At 71.9% G+C, this 18,587-nt stretch carries 14 protein-coding genes, 5 tRNA genes and 1 riboswitch; of the genes, 9 read left to right on the plus strand and 10 right to left on the minus strand.

Translation table 11 applies throughout. From position 1 onward, the window contains the following. Positions 1-16 precede the first annotated feature (16 nt). Together trmB and IE275_RS20625 are read left to right on the plus strand one after the other, a co-directional pair. Positions 17-874 (plus strand): tRNA (guanosine(46)-N7)-methyltransferase TrmB, encoded by an 858-nt coding sequence (gene trmB, locus IE275_RS20620; RefSeq protein ID WP_189712822.1) that lies wholly within the window; start codon positions 17-19, stop codon positions 872-874. Positions 875-923: 49 nt separating this feature from the next. Beyond that, a complete protein-coding gene (locus tag IE275_RS20625) occupies positions 924-2,306 on the plus strand; it encodes a PrsW family intramembrane metalloprotease (RefSeq protein ID WP_189712823.1) in 1,383 nt (460 codons plus the stop codon). A gap of 42 nt (positions 2,307-2,348) precedes the next feature. Here IE275_RS20625 and IE275_RS20630 read toward each other — a convergent pair whose 3' ends face one another. From IE275_RS20630 to IE275_RS20645, 4 genes are all read right to left on the minus strand, one after another. Continuing rightward, on the minus strand, positions 2,349-3,293 hold the full coding sequence (locus IE275_RS20630; protein WP_189712824.1) for an aldo/keto reductase: 945 nt from the start codon (positions 3,291-3,293) through the stop codon (positions 2,349-2,351). Positions 3,294-3,502: 209 nt separating this feature from the next. Further along, positions 3,503-4,552 carry a M23 family metallopeptidase gene (locus tag IE275_RS20635; RefSeq protein ID WP_189712825.1) on the minus strand — a complete coding sequence of 350 codons (1,050 nt, stop codon included), beginning with the start codon at positions 4,550-4,552 and terminating at the stop codon, positions 3,503-3,505. Between the two features lie 9 nt (positions 4,553-4,561). Further along, positions 4,562-4,727: riboswitch (cyclic di-AMP (ydaO/yuaA leader) on the minus strand. 304 nt (positions 4,728-5,031) lie between these two features. Beyond that, positions 5,032-5,105 (minus strand) — tRNA-Met (locus IE275_RS20640). A gap of 47 nt (positions 5,106-5,152) precedes the next feature. Further along, positions 5,153-6,283, minus strand: coding sequence for a dihydrofolate reductase family protein (locus tag IE275_RS20645; RefSeq protein WP_189712826.1), 1,131 nt, complete (start codon positions 6,281-6,283; stop codon positions 5,153-5,155). Positions 6,284-6,358: 75 nt separating this feature from the next. Here IE275_RS20645 and IE275_RS20650 point away from each other — a divergent pair, with 75 nt between their 5' ends. Both IE275_RS20650 and IE275_RS20655 read left to right on the plus strand, forming a co-directional pair. Beyond that, positions 6,359-6,880, plus strand: a complete 522-nt coding sequence (locus tag IE275_RS20650) for a MarR family winged helix-turn-helix transcriptional regulator (protein WP_189712827.1) — start codon at positions 6,359-6,361, stop codon at positions 6,878-6,880. A 122-nt stretch (positions 6,881-7,002) separates the two neighbouring features. Next, positions 7,003-7,638, plus strand: a complete 636-nt coding sequence (locus IE275_RS20655) for a GTP cyclohydrolase II (protein WP_189713007.1) — start codon at positions 7,003-7,005, stop codon at positions 7,636-7,638. Between the two features lie 108 nt (positions 7,639-7,746). On the opposite strand, the gene IE275_RS20660 is transcribed toward IE275_RS20655, so the two are convergent. The 6 genes from IE275_RS20660 to IE275_RS20685 all read right to left on the minus strand — a co-directional run bounded on the left by IE275_RS20660 (position 7,747) and on the right by IE275_RS20685 (position 16,127). Next, a tRNA-Lys gene (locus IE275_RS20660) sits at positions 7,747-7,819 on the minus strand. Between the two features lie 100 nt (positions 7,820-7,919). Continuing rightward, entirely contained in the window at positions 7,920-9,458 is a 1,539-nt protein-coding gene (locus IE275_RS20665; RefSeq protein ID WP_189712828.1) for an amino acid permease, read from the minus strand. 72 nt (positions 9,459-9,530) lie between these two features. Further along, positions 9,531-12,293, minus strand: coding sequence for an FG-GAP repeat domain-containing protein (locus tag IE275_RS20670; RefSeq protein ID WP_189712829.1), 2,763 nt, complete (start codon positions 12,291-12,293; stop codon positions 9,531-9,533). A 187-nt stretch (positions 12,294-12,480) separates the two neighbouring features. Beyond that, positions 12,481-14,787, minus strand: a complete 2,307-nt coding sequence (locus IE275_RS20675) for a DEAD/DEAH box helicase (protein WP_189712830.1) — start codon at positions 14,785-14,787, stop codon at positions 12,481-12,483. A gap of 272 nt (positions 14,788-15,059) precedes the next feature. Beyond that, positions 15,060-15,602 carry a hypothetical protein gene (locus IE275_RS20680; RefSeq protein ID WP_189712831.1) on the minus strand — a complete coding sequence of 181 codons (543 nt, stop codon included), beginning with the start codon at positions 15,600-15,602 and terminating at the stop codon, positions 15,060-15,062. Between the two features lie 174 nt (positions 15,603-15,776). Further along, entirely contained in the window at positions 15,777-16,127 is a 351-nt protein-coding gene (locus IE275_RS20685; protein ID WP_189712832.1) for a metallopeptidase family protein, read from the minus strand. Between the two features lie 158 nt (positions 16,128-16,285). Here IE275_RS20685 and IE275_RS20690 point away from each other — a divergent pair, with 158 nt between their 5' ends. The 5 genes from IE275_RS20690 to IE275_RS20710 all read left to right on the plus strand — a co-directional run bounded on the left by IE275_RS20690 (position 16,286) and on the right by IE275_RS20710 (position 18,548). Then, positions 16,286-17,848 (plus strand): metallophosphoesterase family protein, encoded by a 1,563-nt coding sequence (locus IE275_RS20690; protein ID WP_189712833.1) that lies wholly within the window; start codon positions 16,286-16,288, stop codon positions 17,846-17,848. An 80-nt stretch (positions 17,849-17,928) separates the two neighbouring features. Then, positions 17,929-18,001, plus strand: a tRNA-Glu gene (locus tag IE275_RS20695). Positions 18,002-18,051: 50 nt separating this feature from the next. Continuing rightward, positions 18,052-18,126, plus strand: a tRNA-Asp gene (locus IE275_RS20700). Positions 18,127-18,149: 23 nt separating this feature from the next. Continuing rightward, positions 18,150-18,223 (plus strand) — tRNA-Phe (locus tag IE275_RS20705). Positions 18,224-18,290: 67 nt separating this feature from the next. Then, a complete protein-coding gene (locus IE275_RS20710; protein WP_189712834.1) occupies positions 18,291-18,548 on the plus strand; it encodes a hypothetical protein in 258 nt (85 codons plus the stop codon). The last annotated feature ends 39 nt before the right edge of the window (positions 18,549-18,587 follow it).

The following is an 18,587-nucleotide window of genomic DNA, read 5'->3' on the forward strand; positions in this document are numbered from 1 at the left end:
TAAAATCGACCCCACTGTGTCTGAATCGCTGAACTCTCCTGAAGCCTCCCGGCCCGCTCCCGGCCCGCGCACCGCGTCCGGTGTCCCGGACGGTGCCGAGCATGTCCCCGGTGTCTCCGTGCGGCACAGCCGTGCCAAGGGGGAGCCCCGGTTCCCGGACGGGCCGAAGGCCGACCCGGCCGGATCGCACTTCGAGCGGCGGATCCGGAGCTTCCAGCCCCGGCGGAGCCGGGTGACGGCCGGGCAGGCGGACGCCCTTCAGCGGCTGTGGTCGAAGTGGGGTCTGGACATCGACGGGCACCGCGTCGATCTCACCGAGCTGTTCGGGAACGACCGGCCCGTGGTCCTGGAGATCGGCTTCGGGATGGGGGAGGCCACCGCGCAGATGGCGGCCGCCGACCCCGACACCGACATCCTCGCCGTGGACGTGCACACCCCCGGCCAGGGCAATCTGCTCAACCTCGCCGACCACCAGGGGCTGGCCAACGTCCGGGTGGCCAACGGAGACGCGATCATCCTGCTGCGCGAGATGCTGTCCGCCGACTCCCTCGACGGGCTGCGCGTCTACTTCCCCGACCCGTGGCCCAAGAAGCGGCACCACAAGCGGCGGCTGATCCAGCCGGAGTTCCTGGACCTCGTCGCGACGCGGCTGAGGCCGGGGGCGATCGTGCACTGCGCGACCGACTGGGAGCCGTACGCGGAGCAGATGCTGACTGTGCTCACCGCGCACCCCCTCTTCGAGAACACCTGCGCCGACGGGTTCGCGCCCCGGCCCGACTTCCGGCCGCTGACCCGTTTCGAGGGACAGGGTCTGGACAAGGGTCATGTGGTGAACGACCTGCTCTTCCGTCGCGTACAGCACGGGGACCACTGACCCAGCAACCCCTCCCACCACAGTCCTCTCCCTCGTTAGGGTCGATGCCGTGGCCATCAGTCCCCCGTTTCCGCCGTACCCCCCGCACCCCGGTGGCCCAGCAGAGGGTGGTGCCCTGCGGCACGCGCACTGGTGGCAGCGCGCATGGGTGCGCTACGGGGCGCTCATCACCCTGCTCGCGCTGTCCGGGCTCGTCATCCTGGCGCTGGTGCGCGAACAGACCGGCACCGAGGGGTTCCTGGTCGGGCTGGGGCTGGCGGTGCTGCCCGTGCCGCTGCTGGTCGCCGCGTTCCGCTGGCTGGACCGGGTGGAGCCGGGGCCCTGGCGGAACATGGTCTTCGCCTTCGCCTGGGGGGCCTGCGCGGCGGCACTGATAGCCATCGTCGCCAACAGCTTCGCGACCCGGTGGATAGCCACCGCGACCGCCGACCCGTCGAGCGCGGACACCCTCGGGGCGACGGTCATAGCGCCGGTCGTCGAGGAGACCGCCAAGGCGGCGGCCGTCCTGCTCCTCTTCCTGTTCCGCCGGCGGGACTTCACCGGCATCGTCGACGGGGTGGTCGTCGCCGGGGTCACCGCCACCGGCTTCGCGTTCACCGAGAACATCCTCTATCTGGGCACCGCCTTCGGCACCGACCAGCTCACCGGCGACAGCGGCATCGCCTCGGTCACGGCCGCGACCTTCTTCGTGCGCGTGGTGATGTCACCGTTCGCGCACCCCCTCTTCACCGTCCTGACCGGCATCGGCTTCGGCGTCGCCGCGCTCTCCGGGGAGGGCCGGCGGGTGCGCCGGGTGCTGCTCCCGCTCTGCGGACTCCTGCTCGCGATGGGCATGCACGCCCTGTGGAACGGCTCCTCGACCTTCGGCGAGCTGGGGTTCTTCGCGGTGTACGCCTCCTTCATGGTGCCCGCGTTCGGACTGCTCACCTGGCTGGTGGTGTGGACACGCCAGCGGGAGCTGCGCACGGTGCGCGAGGAACTGCCCGCCTACACGGCCGCCGGCTGGCTCAGCCCGGCCGAGCCGTTCGCGCTCGGCTCGATGCGGGCCCGGCGGCTGGCCCGTGAGCACGCCGGGCGGCACCTGGGCAGGCCGGCCGCGCGGGCGGTCGCCGAGTACGAGGCGTACGCCACCTCCCTGGCGTTCCTGCGGCACCGGGGCCGCCGGGGCCGGGCGGGCGCCGACTTCGTCGTACGGGAGCGGGAGCTGCTGAACGAGCTGTGGCGGCGCAAGGACGTCGCCCGTCCCGCCCTGGACCACGCGGCCCGGATGACGGCCCCGCCGGTCCGGGTCCCGGTGGCGCCGTGGCCTGTGTACGGGGTGTACGGGCAGGGCCAGGGGTACGGCCATCCCGCAGGGTGGGGACACGGCTCTCCGTCGGGTTACGGATATCCGGCGGGACCGCATCCGGTCCACAACCCCTATCAGTCGTAGGGGCGCGGGCGGTGCGGCACCGCCGGTCCGGGCGGGGGTCGCTCAGGCCGAGGCCTCGGTGAGCCGGTCCTGTTCCTCCCGCGTCAGTTCCAGCTCCGCCACCGCCAGCAACGCCGGCAGTTGTTCCGGGGTCCGGGCGGACGCGATCGGCGCGGCGACCGTCGGCCGGGCGGCGAGCCAGGCCAGGGCGACCGTGGCGGCCTCGGCGTCATGGGCGCGGGCGATCTCGTCCAGCGCGGTGAGGACCCGGCGGCCCCGCTCGGAGTCGAGGTGCTGGGCGGCGCGGCCGGCCCGTGCGCTGTCCACCGTCGTACCGGGCCGGTACTTGCCGGTGAGGAAGCCGGCGGCGAGCGCGAAGTAGGGGACGGCGGCGAGGCCGGCGCGGGCGGCCAGGTCCTGGAGGGGGCCCTCGTAGGTGTCGCGGGAGACCAGGTTGTAGTGGGGCTGGAGGGCCACGTACCGGGCGAGGCCCTCGCGGTCGGAGAACTCCAGGGACGCCTGGAGGCGTTCGGGCGAGATGTTGGAGGCGGCGATGTGCCGCACCTTGCCCGCACGCACGAGTTCGTCCAGCGCCCCGATGATCTCCTCGACCGGCACCTCGGGCTTGTCGAAGTGGGTGTAGTAGAGGTCGATGTGGCCGGTTCCGAGGCGACGCAGGGAGGCGTCGGCGGCGGCCTTGATGTTGGCGGCGGTCAGGCCCGGGAACTCGGGGTGCTGGCTGACCTTGGTGGCGATCACGACGTCGTCGCGGTTGCCGCGCGCCTTGAGCCAGGCGCCGATCAGGGACTCGGACTCACCGCCGCTGTTGCCCTCGATCCACGCCGAGTAGGAGTCGGCGGTGTCGACGAAGTTGCCGCCCGCGGCGGTGTAGGCGTCCAGGACGGCGAAGGACGCGGCGCGGTCGGCCGTCCAGCCGAAGACGTTGCCACCGAGGGCGAGCGGGAAGACCTCGAGGTCGGAGGAGCCGAGCTTGCGAAGAGACGTCATGCCTCATTCCAACCACCACCGACGCCGCGCCGATTCCGCCCGCACCACGAAGAACGTGTGAACACGGCGACGGGCGCGAGGCGAGGACGGTGGTCCAGAGCCGGGTGCGACGCGACGAACGCGGACCGGGCGCGGGTGCACGAAGACCGGCGGCCCTGACGACGGGGGGTGTCGTCAGGGCTGCCGGGGGTGGTTCGTCAGGGGCTGCCTCAGGGGTTGAGGCCCTTGCCGCGCAGCCAGGCCGCCGGGTCGATGCCCTCCGCGCTGCCGCCCGGGTGGACCTCCAGGTGGAGGTGGGCCCCGGTGACGTTGCCGGTGGCGCCGACGCGGCCGATGACATCGCCGGTGGCGACCTTCTGGCCGACGCTGACACTGATCGACGACTGGTGGGCGAACCAGATCTCGGTGCCGTCGTCGAGGGTCAGCTCGGTCTTGTAGCCGTACGAGCCCTCGTAGCCCGCCGACGTGATCGTGCCGCTGTGCACGGCCTTGATCAGCGTGCCCGTGGGGGCGGCGAAGTCGAGGCCGGTGTGGTAGCCGGAGGACCAGTACGCGCCGGCCTGACCGAAGGTCGAGGTGATCGTGTACGAGGAGGTCGGCAGCGTGTACTGCTTGGCCAGCTCGGCGAGACGGGCGGTCTCGGCCTTCTGCCTGGCCTCCGCCTCGGCCTTCTCCTTGGCGGCGGCGGCCTTGGCCTCCGCCTCCTTCTCGGCCTTGGCGACAGCGTCGGCCTGGGCCTTGGCGGCGGCGGCCGCGGCGTCGGCGGCGGCCTTGGTCTCGATCTGGGTCTGCTGCGACTCGGCCTGGGCCATGATCCGGCTGCGCAGGGCCTCGCCGGCGTCGGTGGCGCTCTGGGTGGCGGTGTCGGCCTCGGCCGTGACACTGCCGAAGCTGCTGAGGGTGGGCGCCGTGTCCTCGGCGGGCTCTTCGTCGTCCGAGATGAGCGAGCCGACGTTCGGCAGGTCCGGCATGGAGATGGAGACGGGGGCCTTGCCGGTGTTGGCGCTGGCCATCCCGCCCGCGCTGACGGCGGCTATGACACCGACGCCGAGAACGGTGGAGCTACGGGCGAACCCGCCGCCGCGCTGCTTGGCGACCCGGTGCTTGCCCCGAACCGGGCGAACGGACTCCGCGGTGGGATTCCATTCCTCCCAGGGGCCCTCGTCGGTGCGGTAGCTGCCGTAGCCGAAGGTCTCGGTCTCAGGAGAACGCTGGCTGGGCACGAACGGGGCTTCTGGGCCGGGCCGGTTGGACGCCACGCGGGCGCACTCCTTTCCTACCGTCGCCTACCGGGTTAGCTGACGGGTTCGGAGCGGGAAGGTCTCCTACGCGCGTATACCGTTCGTGACTCTGCGAGTTCACGGCGGCTTCGGCGCGATTCACCCCAAGTTGGTGGTTCCCCGGTTCCCTTGCGGGATTCGGCGCGTGCGCACGGAGCCATCTCTTGTGACGGCTGGGACGACCGCGCTGCGTTATCGAACGTTAATAGACCTGAGGGCGGGATTCCAAGATGTTCCGCTTGATCAACAACATTTCTGGCCTGGACTTTCGGGCCATGAACGATGAAAAACGGGCGAGTTGACCGAGCCCGGAAGGCCCTCAGGAGTCATCCGCGTTTTGATGGTGACTCAGTTGTTATGCGCAGGGAGGTCGCGCGATCACGGGGGGTGACGGAGCGCAGGACAGGGGAATGCACCGAGGGCCGGAACCCTTTCGGATTCCGGCCCTCGGCCTTCAGTAGCGGGGACAGGATTTGAACCTGCGACCTCTGGGTTATGAGCCCAGCGAGCTACCGAGCTGCTCCACCCCGCGTCGACAAAGACAACTGTACGCCATCGGCGGGGCAGAAAGCACATCGGTTATCCGGGCAGGTGGCGGTTGGGTTCCTGGGCCCGCTCGGCGTACTCCGGGAGGACGACGACGTCGACGCCCCGGGCCGCGAGGAGACCGCTGCCGTCCGCGGCTGTCACGAAGGTGTCGGGCTCCCGCCAGGCGGTGACGACCCGGCGTACGCCCGCGTCGAGGATGAGCCGGGCGCAGGGCGTGGGCCGGGAGGAGCGGACGGCGCAGGGTTCGAGGCTGCTGTAGACGGTGGCGCCGGCCAGGCGGGGGTCGGCGGGGTCGAGCTTGGCGAGGGCCGCCTCCTCGGCGTGCACCTGCGGGTCGCCGGCCTCACGGGAGTGGCCGCGTGCCAGTTCCGTCCCGTCGGCGGCCACGACCACCGCACCGACGCTGAAGGCCGTGTCCGACGGGGGGCACTGGGCGGCCAGCTCACAGGCGAGGGCGAGCCAGTGCCGGTCGGCCGCCGCGGGGAGGGTTCCGGTGCCGGGGGCGGTGGGCTCGTAGTGCATGAGGACGACGTCCTCGATCCGCCGGGTCCCGGTCAGCCGCAGGCGTCCGCCCTGGTAGGCGCCGGGGCCGAAGAGGCGGGGCGCGTCGGGGTCGCCCACGAACAGGGGGGCGAGGACGAGCTGGAGCTCGTCGGCGAGGCCCTGCCGCAACAGCTGGGTGTGGATGGTCCCGCCGCCCTCGACCATGAGCCGGCGGACCCCGCGCTCGTCGTGGAGGTGGGTGAGGAGCCGCCGCCAGTCCAGCTCGGCGCCGAGGGGGACGACGTCCGCCGCGATGCCGAGCGCGCGGGCCCGTGCGGCGCCCACCTCCGTCGTGTACACGACCTTCTCGCCGCCGGAGTGCCAGAACCGGGCCTCCGGGTCGAGGTCGCCCGAGCCGCTGACGGTGACCTTGAGCGGGTACTCCGGCCGGCCGGCGGCGACGCGGGCGGCGCGGCGGTCGGGGGAGTTCACCAGCAGGCGGGGGTTGTCGGCGCGGATGGTGCCGGCGCCGATCAGGATCGCGTCGACGGAGGCTCGCACCTCGTCGACGCGGTCGAAGTCGGCGGGGCTGGAGAGGAGCAGGCGTTCGGGGGTGGTGTCGTCCAGGTAGCCGTCGAGGGAGACGGCGGCGGACAGCAGGACGTACGGGTACGGCATCGGCGCGACTCTCCCGGGACGAACGACGGACGGCGGGGCTTGGTTCAAGTTTGAAACAAACCTACACTGGTGGACATGACGACCCGCTGGCTCACCCCCGGTGAGCAACGCGCCTGGCGCGCCTACCTCGCCGCGACACTGCTCGTCGAGGACGCGATCGACCGGCAGCTCCAGCAGGACGCCGGCATGCCCCACCTGTACTACTCCATCCTGGCCAACCTCTCCGAGGTTCCGGAACAGCAGCTGCGCATGACGGATCTGGCCGAGCGCACGAAGATCACCCGCAGCCGGCTCACGTACGCGGTGACCCGGCTGGAGAAGGACGGGCTGGTCCGGCGGGAGAACTGCCGGTGGGACAAGCGGGGCAGCGTGGCCGTGCTGACCGACGAGGGGCGGGCGGTGCTGGAGCGTTCGGCGCCGGGGCACGTCGAGACCGTACGGAACTCGCTGTTCGCCCACCTCAGCGCGGAGCAGGTGGAGCAGCTGGAGGCGATCTGCACGGGGGTCGCGCGGGCGCTGGAGGCCGACGGGACGCGGCCGGCGGCCGACGAGGTGCCGTGGCGGCGGCGGTCCACGCCCCCTTCGTCCTGTTCGTGATCCGCGCCGCAATCCTGTTGCTTCAAGTTTCAAGCATGGGGTAGGGTCCGCGGTATCGAGGATCTGCTTCAAATCTGAAGCAGATGCCCCACCTCGTCCCGCACCCGCACTGGGAGACCCGCATGCCCGACACCACCGCCGCCACCCAGCGCGCCCGCGTCCGGGTACCGCTCCGCTTCCAGGACGGCTACTCCGTCGACGCCGAGCTCGTCACCTTCCACGGCCTGACCGACGGCCAGGAACACCTGGCCGTCGTCCTCGGCGAACCGGGCGAGATCCCGCTGGTCCGGCTGCACTCCGAATGCCTGACCGGCGACGTCTTCGGCTCCGCCCGCTGCGACTGCGGCCCCCAGCTGCGCGAGGCCGTCGAGCGCATAGCCCAGACCGGCGGCGTGCTGCTCTACCTCCGCCAGGAGGGCCGCGGCATCGGCCTCTACAACAAGCTCGACGCGTACGCCCTCCAGGACCAGGGCCTGGACACCTACGAGGCGAACGCCGCCCTCGGCCTGCCCGAGGACGACCGCGACTACACGGCCGCCGCCCAGATGCTGCGCGCCCTGGACATCACCCGCCTGGACCTGCTGTCCAACAACCCCGACAAGGCCGGCCAGCTGCGGGAGCTGGGCATCGACGTCCACGACCGGGTGCCGACCGGTGTCTTCACCACTCCGCACAACGTCCGCTACCTGCGCGCCAAGGTCCTCCAGACCCAACACACCCTGCCGCTCACGGAACTCACCGGCCTGACCGCGGGCTGACCGCCCGCCCGGGGAGACCTCGGTGGGGGTGCCGGCCCGCGGTCACAGGGCCGCCCCGGAACGGACTCGCCCCCAGCTCGAACTACCTCTGAGCTGGGGGCGATTCGGTAGGCCCTGTGGGACTCGAACCCACAACCAATGGATTAAAAGTCCACTGCTCTGCCAATTGAGCTAAGGGCCCAGGCGATGTTGCCTCCCCGAGCATAGCCGGACGCGGCCGTCTCGCCGATCGGGTATCGGGGACACGGCCGCGCCGCGGCGCGCCGGGCGGTGAGGATCGGTCACGGATCCGCCGGTTCCGGGGCGGTTCCCGCGCGTGCCGCCTCCCGGGCGATGGTCCGTTCGTGTGCGGGGTCGAGGAACCACTCGCGGGCGGAGAGCATCCACCACAGCCCCGCGAAGCCCAGGACGACGAGTACGGCCACCGGGGCGTAGTTGAACGTCTCCCAGGTGACCGGGGAGACCTGCGGCAGCATGAACAGCACGGTGATGACCGCCACCCACGCCACCGACACCAGGCCGACGGCCCGGGACCAGCGGCCCAGGTGCCACGGCCCGCGTTCGAAGGCCTCCCCCTTGCGCAGCCGCAGCAGCGTCGGGATGACGTAGGCGATGTAGAGGCCGATCACGGCGATGGAGGTGACGGCCGCGTAGGCGGTCACGTTGATCAGGTACGGCAGGCCGAGGACCAGCGCGCTGCCGGCCGCCAGCCAGACCGCGGCGACGGGGGTACGGGTGCGCGGGCTGACCGTGTGCCAGATGTGGGAGTACGGCAGGGCGCCGTCCCGGGAGAACGCGTAGATCATGCGGCTGTTGGCGGTCACGGACGCCATGCCGCAGAACAGCTGGGCGCCGATGACCACCAGGAGCAGCAGCTTCCCGGCGGTCGCGCCGAGCGCGTCCAGCAGGATCTGGGCGGGCGGCGCGCCGGTGGGGGAGTCGAGCGCCCCCTGGTAGGACTGAATGGCGAAGGTGAAGCCGAGGAGCAGCACGAAGCCGGCGATCCAAGAGGTCCAGATGGACTGCACGATCCCCTTGGGGCCGGCCGTCGACGCGTCGTGGGTCTCCTCCGTCATATGGGCGGAGGCGTCGTAGCCGGTGAAGGTGTACTGGGCCATCAGCAGGCCCAGGAGGACGACGTACACCCCGCTGCCCCAGCCGGTGTTGTTGACGAACTCGCCGAAGACGAAGGACGCGGACTGGTGCCGGTCGGGGACGAAGGCGAGGGCGCCCACGATGACGCCGACGCCCAGCACGTGCCACCACACGCTCACGCTGTTGAGCAGGGCGACGATCCGGACCCCGAAGGTGTTCAGCAGGCCGTGCAGCAGCAGGATGCCCGCGAACAGCAGGATCGTGCGTTCCGGTGTCACGGTGAAGTCGAACTGGAGGTTCAGGTACGCGCCGAGGAAGGACGCGGCCCCGAAGTCGATGCCGGCGGTGACCGCGACCTGGCCGAGCACGTTGAACCAGCCCGTGAACCAGGCCCAGGCCGCGGCCGAGCGGGCCGGCGCCAGGCGGTGGGCCCAGAAGTACAGGCCTGCCGAGGTCGGGTACGCCGAACAGATCTCGGCCATGGAGAGGCCGACGAACAGGGTCATCAGGCCGACGGCGACCCAGCCCCAGACGATCACCGCGGGGCCGCCGGTGTTCATCCCGAACAGGTACAGCGTCAGGCAGCCCGACAGGACCGAGATGATCGTGAAGGAGACCGCGTAGTTGGAGAACGCCGACATGCGCCGGGCGAGTACCTGCGTGTAGCCGAGCTGGGCCAGTCGCTCTTCGTCCGACAGCCCACTCGCTATGGCGTCATCTGTCATGCCCCCAGCAATTCCCTTGCCGGGGGTATGACACACGTCACAACTTGGCGAGAAAACGCCCTTGGGGGTCCGTCAGTGGAGACCCAGGTAGCCCTTCCAGCCCGTGGAGATCTTCACCCTGGTGCCGAAGGACCCCTTGCCGTCGCCGGGCAGCCGGTACAGCACACCCGCCGTGTCACGCGCGACGAGGTCCGCCCTGCCGTCGCCGGTGACGTCCCCGACGCCGACGACCGCGTTGTACGAGGCACCCCAGTTCGCGGCGACCCTCACACGCGCGGAGAACCTGCCGTCGCCCTTCCCGTAGTACCGGTACAGGTTGTCGGACCTGTCCTGCGCGACCAGATCGCCGATGCCGTCGCCGTTCAGGTCCCCGGCGCCGACGACCTTCTTGTACGTCTTCCAGTTGTCGTAGAGCTTCACCCGCGCCGACAGCCTTCCGGTGCCGGTGCCCCGGTAGAGGTAGACCGCGCCGGTCTTCGCGTTGCGCGCGAGCAGGTCCGCGAGGCCGTCCCGCGTCACATCGCCCGGCGAGGTGAGGACGTCGTACTGGCCCCAGCCGCCGGTGGCCAGGGTCGTGTACGGCGTCGACGGCTTCACCGCACCGCCGCAGGCCGGCTGGTACAGCCGTACCGCCCCGCTGCTCAGCCGGACCAGGACGTCGTTGCAGCCGTCGCCGCTCAGGTCGCCGAACGGCACCGGCGTGATCCGCGCCGGCCAGCCGGAACCGCTGACCTTCCCGGCGAACGTGCCCTTGCCCGTGCCCTGCTGGAAGGTCAGCGTGCCCGAGGACGTGAGGGTGAGGAGGTCACCGAGACCGTCCCGGCCGGCGTGGTCCCGCCGTACCGGGGCCGCGGCCGATCCGGCCGTGGCCACGTGGACGCGCTCGTCGCCGTCCACGAACACCACCCGGTCGCCGTACGGGTCGAGGTTCCAGCGGCTCCTGCGGTCCGAACCCCGCGCCGGTTCCGCCGGATCGGGGGTGACGGGCAGGTCGGCCAGGTCGGCGGTGAGCGCCTTGCCGGAGGCGACGTCGGTGCGCACCAGCTTGCCGCGGGCCGTGTCGTGCCGGACCAGGAACCCGTGGGCGAGCACCGCGTCACCGGTGGGCACGGCCACCGACCGGCCGCGGGAGCGGTCGAACACGCCCGCCTTGCCCTGGGCCGCGCACGCCCAGTAGACGAAGCGGCCGTTGACCTGGAGTTCGCTGGGGACACAGGCCGAGCCGATGCCGACGTCCACCGGCGGCAGGTCGGTACCCGGCCGGCTCATCGTCAGCCGGCCCGGGGTGGACGTGGTGGACCACCACTGCCCGTCCCACACCGTGCCGGCAGCCGCCGTACGCGTCGCCGCGACCCTGGACGACGTCCAGTCGACGAGGTACTGCCGGGGGCCGGCCTGCATGACCGCGTACCGTCCGTACGCCCCGACGACCGTGCCGTTGGTGTCGATGAACGTCATGCGCTGAAGCGCTCCCGACGGGGTGCGCCGGTTGAGGTAGGCGACGTTCACGTCGTCCTCGGCGTAGACGACGGACCCGTCCCCGGCCGGGAAGAGCCTGAGGCAGCCGTGCGCGACACCGCACGGCTTCGACCACGCGCCGGCCGGGCGCACCGGACCGGCCTGCGGTGCGGAGCCGCCGGACACCGTGCGCGTGTTGAGCATGGCGTTCCCGTACTCCGGCGCCGTCTGGTCCGTCCAGGCCAGCGTGCCGTTCGCCAGCGCCACCCCGTCGACCGCCGCGGGAAGGGGCGGCAGGTCGACCAGCTCACGGGCCACGAGCTGCCCGTCGGCGGACTCGGTGAGCCGCTGCACACCCCAGTCCGTGGACGCCGTGCCGGCCTGGAGGACGGCCGAGCCGTCCGGCGCGGTCTGGATCCAGCCGCTCATGCGCGGGAACAGCTGCCGCCACTCCCCGGCCCCGGTCAGCGGGCGGGTGAGGACGGGACGGCCGCTCTTCGTGTCGTCGGCCACCACGACGTCGTCCCCGACGACCGTGAAGCCGGTCTTCCCCGCGGTGCCGGCGGCCGGGACGGTGACCGCCGGGCCGTCGAGGCCGTCACGGCGCGACAGCACGGCGCCCGAACCCGGGGCCCACCAGCCCGCATAGTCATGGCTCAGATAGGGGATCCGGTTCGCACCCGCCCGGTACGGGTCCTGCACCGCCGTCCAGGAGCCGTCGCGCACATCGACCAGCACCAGCTGTTCGAGGGTGCCGGCCGGGTCGGCGGAGGGGACGCGGTAGCGCATCAGCAGCGACCGGGAGTCCCCCGCGCTCACCGCGAGCAGCTTCGCGCCCTGCGGCCAGCCGGTGACGAGCGTGTCGCTCGTGCCGCCGTCGGCGGTCACCTTGAGCAGGTGCAGTTCGCGCACGGCGGACACATTGCCCGCGTAGGCGACGACGGTGCCCGGGCCCGCCGTACCGGCGTAGGCCAGAGGGGACGGGACGGTCACCCGGCCCTCGTCGGCGCCGGTGCCGAGGGCCCGGAACCGGACGACCCGGCGGCCTTCGGCATCGGTCGACAGCTCGAACGCCGTGTCCGACCGGGCCAGCCCGGATTTCCCCCGCAGCTCGTCCCACTCGGGGAACTCGGTCAGGTCCCTCGAGCGGCCGGTCGCGTAGTCGGTCCACCGCGCGGAGGCGGCGCCGTCCGGACGCGAGATCAGACCGGTGTCCCCATAACTGTCGAATCCCAGTCCTCCGTCGCGCGGCGCGGCCCGGTCCCCGGCGGGCAGGACGATCTCGTCCCCGACGGTCCCCCCGCCGACGGCCCCGGCCGGCTGCACGGGTGCGGCGGCCAGCGCCCCCGCCGCCACGGCCGCGACCGTGACGGCCACCGCCGCACGACGCCGTATGAATGTACGGCTTCCCACAGAACCCCCCTCTGTGAATGAAGTGTGCATGCCGTATGGGCATCGTGTGAGGCTACCAACGCACGAAGAAGGGCCCGTACGACAGGAGTCGTACGGGCCCTTCACTCATCGGCCGGATTCAGCCGGCGGACCGGCGGGTGCGGCCGATGTGTCAGCCGTTGCGCTTCCAGCGCGGCTTGTCGTCGCGGCGCCCGAAGGAGCCGGAGCCGGTGGAACCGGAGCCGGTGCCACGGTGGTCGTCACGACGGGCGTGGGGACGCTCGTGGCCGCCGGCGCGGAAGCCGGGGCGGTCGTCGCGGCGGTCACGGTTGAACGGACGGTCGCTGCCACGGTGACCGGGACGCTCGTCGCGGCGCTCGAAGGGACGGCCGCCACGGTCGTCACGACGCTCGAAGGAACGGCCACCACGGTCGTCACGGTCCCGGTTGAAACCGCCACGGTCGTCACGGCGCTCGAAGGAACGGCCACCACGGTCGTCACGGTCGCGGTTGAAGCCGGGACGCTCGTCGCGGCGCTCGAAGGGACGGCCACCGCGGTCGTCACGACGCTCGAAGGAACGGCCGCCACGGTCGTCACGGTCGCGGTTGAAACCACGGCCACCACGGTCGTCACGGTCCCGGTTGAAACCGCCACGGTCGTCACGGCGCTCGAAGGAACGGCCACCACGGTCGTCACGGTCGCGGTTGAAACCACGGCCACCACGGTCGTCACGGTCCCGGTTGAAACCGCCACGGTCGTCACGACGCTCGAAGGAACGGCCACCACGGTCGTCACGACGCTCGAAGCCACGGCCACCACGGTCGTCACGACGCTCACGGCGCTCGTACGACGACGTGGACGGCGCACGCTCCTCGCGCGCGACCCGGTCGACGTCCCGCGCGACCGGCTGCTCCGGCACGGAGACCTCGACGGCCGCCTGGATCTCGGCCTCGGCCTGCTCCTGCGCCTCGGCCACCGCGGCCTCCGGGTCCTCGCCGCGCTCACGGGCGACGCGGGCCACCAGGCGGTCGGCCTCGTCACGCAGCTCGGTCGCCCGGCGCTGCGCGCGCTCCAGCTCCTTGGTGAGCTGGGAGACCTCGCGCTCGGCCTGCTGCGCGGCGTTGCCCGCGGACTCGGCCTGGACCTCCGTCATCGACCGGGCGCCGGTGATCTCGGCGACCTCCGGGTCGAAGGCGGCGCCGCCCTGGATGATGTGACGCCCGGCGTCGACGCCCGCGTCCTCCATCAGACGGAAGATCTGACGGCGCTGGTGCGGCAGCGACAGGGAGACGACCGTGCCGGTGCGGCCGGCGCGGGCGGTGCGGCCGGCGCGGTGCAGGTAGTCCTTGTGGTCACCGGCCGGGTCCACGTTCAGGACCAGGTCGATGCCGTCGACGTGGATACCGCGGGCGGCGACGTCGGTCGCGACGAGCGCGTTGACGTAACCGTCCTTGAAGTCGGCCAGCGTGCGGGTACGCGCACCCTGGGTCATGCCGCCGTGCAGCGCGTCGGCCTTCACACCGGCGTCGCGGAGCTGCTCCGCGATGCGGTCGGCGCCGAGCTGGGTGCGGACGAAGATGATCGTGCGGCCCTTGCGGGAGGCGATCGCGGCGGTGACCGGCGCCTTGTCCTTGGGCTTCACGATCAGGATGTGGTGCGACATGGTCGTGACGTTGCCCTGGGCGCTGTCGACCTCGTGCGTGACCGGGTTGCTCAGGTAGCGCTTGACCAGCGTGGAGATCTCGTTCTCCATCGTCGCGGAGAAGAGCATCCGCTGGCCGCCGGCCGGGACCTGGTCGAGCAGCTCGGTGACCTCGGGCAGGAAGCCCAGGTCCGACATCTGGTCGGCCTCGTCGAGGACCGCGATCTGCACGTCCTCGAGGGAGCAGGCGCCGCGGTTGATGATGTCGCGCAGCCGGCCCGGGGTGGCGACGAGGATGTCGACGCCGCGCTCGAGGGCGTAGATCTGGTTGCCCATCGACGTACCGCCGCAGACGACCTTCATCTTCAGGCCGAGGACGTCGCCGTAGGGCTGGAGCGCGTCCGCCACCTGCATGGCCAGCTCACGGGTGGGGGTGAGGATGACGGCGCGGGGGCGCTTCTTCTCGGTGCGGCCGCCGGCCAGGGAGGCCAGGGTCGGCAGACCGAAGGAGAGGGTCTTGCCGGAGCCGGTGCGGCCACGGCCGAGGATGTCCTTGCCGGCCAGGGCGTCCGGGATGGTCGCGGCCTGGATCGGGAAGGGGCTGGTCACACCGTTCTGCGCGAGCTTGCGCACGACACCCTCGGGGAGACCGAGGTCGGCGAAGGTGATGCCGGGTGCGTCGTCGGCGTCGTCGGCGTCGTCGGGCTCGACGGCCTCGACGATGTCGGCGGTGTCCGTGGCCTCGACGGCGTCGACGATCTCGACGGCCTCGTCGCCGAGGTTCTCGACCTCGGCGTTCTCGGGCAGGACAGAGTGATCAGTACTGGAAATGGACATGCGTAAGCGAAACCTTCCGGAGTCTCGTCGGCACGCGCCCGTCAACTCCGTGTTCGCATTACGACCGCCTCAATGCGGTCAGCCACGGCAAGGGAGAGTACGCGCCACACGGCGCGCTCTACGGTGGCGCCGGGCAAATGGGATCAAACGATCTACTACCATACGCACCCTGCCCCCTGAAGGCAAACCAGCCCCATCACCGCAGCTCAGCGCGGTGCCCGGCGAACGAGCCGGCAGAAAGCGGAGCGGAGCGGGCCGCCCTCCCGGACCGGTCAGACCGGCGCCCCGGCCTGAGGCGCCGGCTCCCGCAGAACCAGCTGCGGGGCCGTACCCCCACCCGCCGCACCCCCCGGCTCGTGCGCGGAGGACGAGGGCTCGGCCACCGTCGGCTCCGCGGACGGGGGCGGCGGCTCCGGGGACGGCACGGGCGGCTCGGGGTCGGGGGAGGCGGGTGCGGAGGGCTGCGCCTTCGTGGGCGCCGGAACCCCCGGCTTCTCGGTCTTCCCGGGGTTCACCGGCCCCGTCGAGGCGGACGCGCTCGCCCCCGCGGACGGCGACCCGGAGGCGGACGCCGACGCGCTCGGCCGCCCCTTGCCCCGCCCGTGCCCGTGCTTGCCGTCGGTGCCCGCCGCGCCCATGTAGCCGCCGCCCACACCCGCGGGACCCCCGTCCGGCGCGTCACCGCCCCGGTGGCCCGCCGAGTGCGACGGCTTGGCCCGGCCGCCCTCGTCGTCCCCGACGCTCATGCAGCCGGCGGCCGCCGCGACGGCCATGACGGTGGCGGCCAGGCGAACGGGTACGTACTTGGGGAGCACGGGGCCACCTCCGGGGCAGGCGAAAAGAGTCCGCCTTCCCAACTCCCGCCGCCCACGAGAAGACACGCGCCCCCGGCCGAGCGGCTCAGCGCCGAACGCGCCGGTGCGAACACGCGGATACGAACACGCCGGTACCGAACACCCCGGTGCCGAACACGCGTCGGTGCCGACCCGTCAGCCGTACCCCAGCGCGTGCAGCCGGGCGTCGTCGATCCCGAAGTGATGCGCGATCTCGTGCACCACGGTCACCTCGGTCTCCGCGACGACCTCGTCCCGCGAACCGCACATCCGCAGGGTCGGCCCCCGGTAGATCGTGATCCGGTCCGGCAGCACCCCCGCGTACCACTCGCCACGATCCGTCAGCGGGGTCCCCTCGTACAGCCCGAGCAGCTCGGGATCGTCCGCCGGGGGCTCGTCCTCGACGAACACCGCGACGTTGTCCATCAGCCGCGTCAGCTCCGGCGGAATCCGGTCCAGCGCCTCGGCGACCAGTTCCTCGAACTCCTCGCGCGTCATCTCCAGCACAGACCCATTCTCCGGTACGACCCCGCCGTACGACGCCCTACGAAGCCCTACGAAGCCCCGAACCGAACGACCGCACCGGGCCCGTGCGGCGGCCGGCCACGCCCACACCCCCGCCCCGGCCCCGCATATCCGCCCCCACACCGGGGCATACGGCACCAATGGCCCGCGCCCGTGCCCGTACCCCCCTCCCCCTCCGCACCCGCGCCCCCGCCCCGAGGCGCCCGAAGCACCGCCCGCCCGCCCTAGAACTCGCCGCCCGCCCCAACCCCTGGGCGCGCGCCGCCGGACTGACCGCGGTCGTGCTGCTCGGCGCCTGGCTCGGCCTGCTCGTCGTGGGAAACGTCCGCGCCCCGGTCGGGCCCATGAACACGACCATGACCCTGCGCCCCTCCCTCACCGGCGGCACAAAGATCAACGTCTCCCCGCTCGGCGCGCTCCGGCTGGACAGCCACACCGCCCCGGTCCGCCTCGACGTCAACGTCGACCAGCTCGACCCGGCCCGCTCCCAGGCCCTCGTCGACCACCCCGAACGCCTCTCCGGCCTCCAGGACGAGGTCGCCGAGGACGTCCGCCACGGCACCCTCGACCTCGCCGTCCGCTCCTGCGTGGCCGTCGTCGCCGGCGCCACCGCCCTCGGCCTCGCCGTCTACCGGCGCCCCCGCCGCGCCCTGGCCGCCGGCGGCCTCGCCCTCGCCCTGCTCGCCGCCTCGGGCGCGACCGCGTACGCCACCTGGAACCCCAAGTCGGTCCTGGAACCCCGCTTCTCCGGCCTGCTCTCCTCCGCCCCGTCCCTCGTCGGCGACGCCCGCAGCATCGTCACCGAGTTCGACGTCTACCAGCAGGAACTCGCCCGCCTCGTGACGAACGTGACCAAGCTGTACGACGTCACCTCCACGCTCCCCGCCTACCAGCCGGACCCCACCACGGTCCGGGTGCTGCACGTCTCGGACATCCATCTCAACCCCGCGAGCTGGAAGATCATCGGCTCGCTGGTCGAGCAGTACAAGGTGAACGTGATCGTCGACTCCGGCGACACCATGGACCACGGCTCGGCCGCCGAGAACGGCTTCCTGGACCCGGTCGCCGACCTCGGCGCCCCCTACGTCTGGGTCCGCGGCAACCACGACTCACGGCTCACCCAGCACTACCTGGAAGGCGTCGACAACGTGCACGTCCTGGACGACGGCCGGGCCGTGACCCTCGCCGGGCTGCGCTTCGCGGGCATCGGCGACCCCCAGTTCACCCCCGACCGGTCCTCGGTCCCGGGCGCCGGCGCGTCCCAGGAGGAGGCGGGCGACCGGCTGGCCTCGGCCCTGCGCGCCCAGGCCGCGGCCGGCACCCCCGTGGACGTGGCCGTCGCGCACGAGCCCTCCGCCGCCCGCCGCACGGACGGCGCCGTCCCGCTCGTCCTGGCCGGCCACCTCCACCACGAGGAGACGGAGGTCATGAAGAACGGCACCCGGCTCCGCGTGGAGGGCTCGACCGGCGGCAGCGGCCTGCGCGCCGTCGAGGGCGAGTACCCCGACCCGATCCAGGCGTCGATCCTCTACTTCGACCGGGACACCCGCCGCCTCCAGGCCTGGGACGAGATCGAACTGGGCGGACTGGGTCTGACGACGGCCGAGGTCAGCCGCCACCTGCCCGAGGAGAACCGGCCCGGAGCGGCCCCCGGCGACACGCCGTTCCCCAGCCCGTCGCCCTCTCCCAGCCCGTCCCCGTAAACCGTTTTGGCGATCCCTCCCCGCATCCCATATGCTTCTCACGTCCCCGACGCGCTGAGAAGCGCCCAGGCGGGCCGATAGCCCTCATCGTCTAGCGGCCTAGGACGCCGCCCTTTCAAGGCGGTAGCACGGGTTCGAATCCCGTTGGGGGCACGCAGTACGGTGTGCGACACTTAGCGTCGCTGGTTCGCACACAACAGCTTGGTCCTGTGGAGCAGTTTGGAGTGCTCGCCACCCTGTCAAGGTGGAGGCCGCGGGTTCAAATCCCGTCAGGACCGCTGGAGTTCCTCGTGGACTCCTCGGCTGGGTAGCTCAGTTGGTACGAGCGACCGCCTGAAAAGCGGTAGGTCGCCGGTTCGACCCCGGCCCCAGCCACAGCACAGGCCCCGATCTTCGGATCGGGGCCTTGTTGTATGTCTTTCGCGGAGGGACGGGGGCAGCGATGGGCCGGGACGTCGAGCTGGAGAAGGACCGGGCGCGGTACGGACTGCTGGCAGTGATCATCAGCAATCTCGCCATAGCCGGGACAGCCGTCTTCGGCGTCTGGCAGCTGGACGGCGACACCTCCGTGATCGTCGGCGTGCTGACGGCCGCCTTCACGGCCGTCAGCAGTACGACCACCGCGTATCTGGGCATCAAGGCGGTCTCGAACACCGCCCGGTCGATCGTCCTGCGCCGCGACGCGGACGACAGGCCCTGAGGGAGACACCCCTGGACCCCGTACGGCGGACGCGACCCG

Source organism: Streptomyces phaeofaciens (assembly GCF_014648915.1).
Lineage (GTDB): Bacteria > Actinomycetota > Actinomycetes > Streptomycetales > Streptomycetaceae > Streptomyces > Streptomyces phaeofaciens.

Coding starts and splice junctions, on each gene's coding strand:
- IE275_RS20630 (WP_189712824.1), bottom strand. CDS start 3,293: ATGACGTCTCTTCGCAAGCTCGGCTCCTCCGACCTCGAGGTCTTCCCG.
- IE275_RS20645 (WP_189712826.1), bottom strand. CDS start 6,283: ATGCCGTACCCGTACGTCCTGCTGTCCGCCGCCGTCTCCCTCGACGGC.
- IE275_RS20650 (WP_189712827.1), top strand. CDS start 6,359: ATGACGACCCGCTGGCTCACCCCCGGTGAGCAACGCGCCTGGCGCGCC.
- IE275_RS20655 (WP_189713007.1), top strand. CDS start 7,003: ATGCCCGACACCACCGCCGCCACCCAGCGCGCCCGCGTCCGGGTACCG.
- IE275_RS20665 (WP_189712828.1), bottom strand. CDS start 9,458: ATGACAGATGACGCCATAGCGAGTGGGCTGTCGGACGAAGAGCGACTG.
- IE275_RS20675 (WP_189712830.1), bottom strand. CDS start 14,787: ATGTCCATTTCCAGTACTGATCACTCTGTCCTGCCCGAGAACGCCGAG.
- IE275_RS20690 (WP_189712833.1), top strand. CDS start 16,286: ATGGCCCGCGCCCGTGCCCGTACCCCCCTCCCCCTCCGCACCCGCGCC.
- IE275_RS20710 (WP_189712834.1), top strand. CDS start 18,291: ATGGGCCGGGACGTCGAGCTGGAGAAGGACCGGGCGCGGTACGGACTG.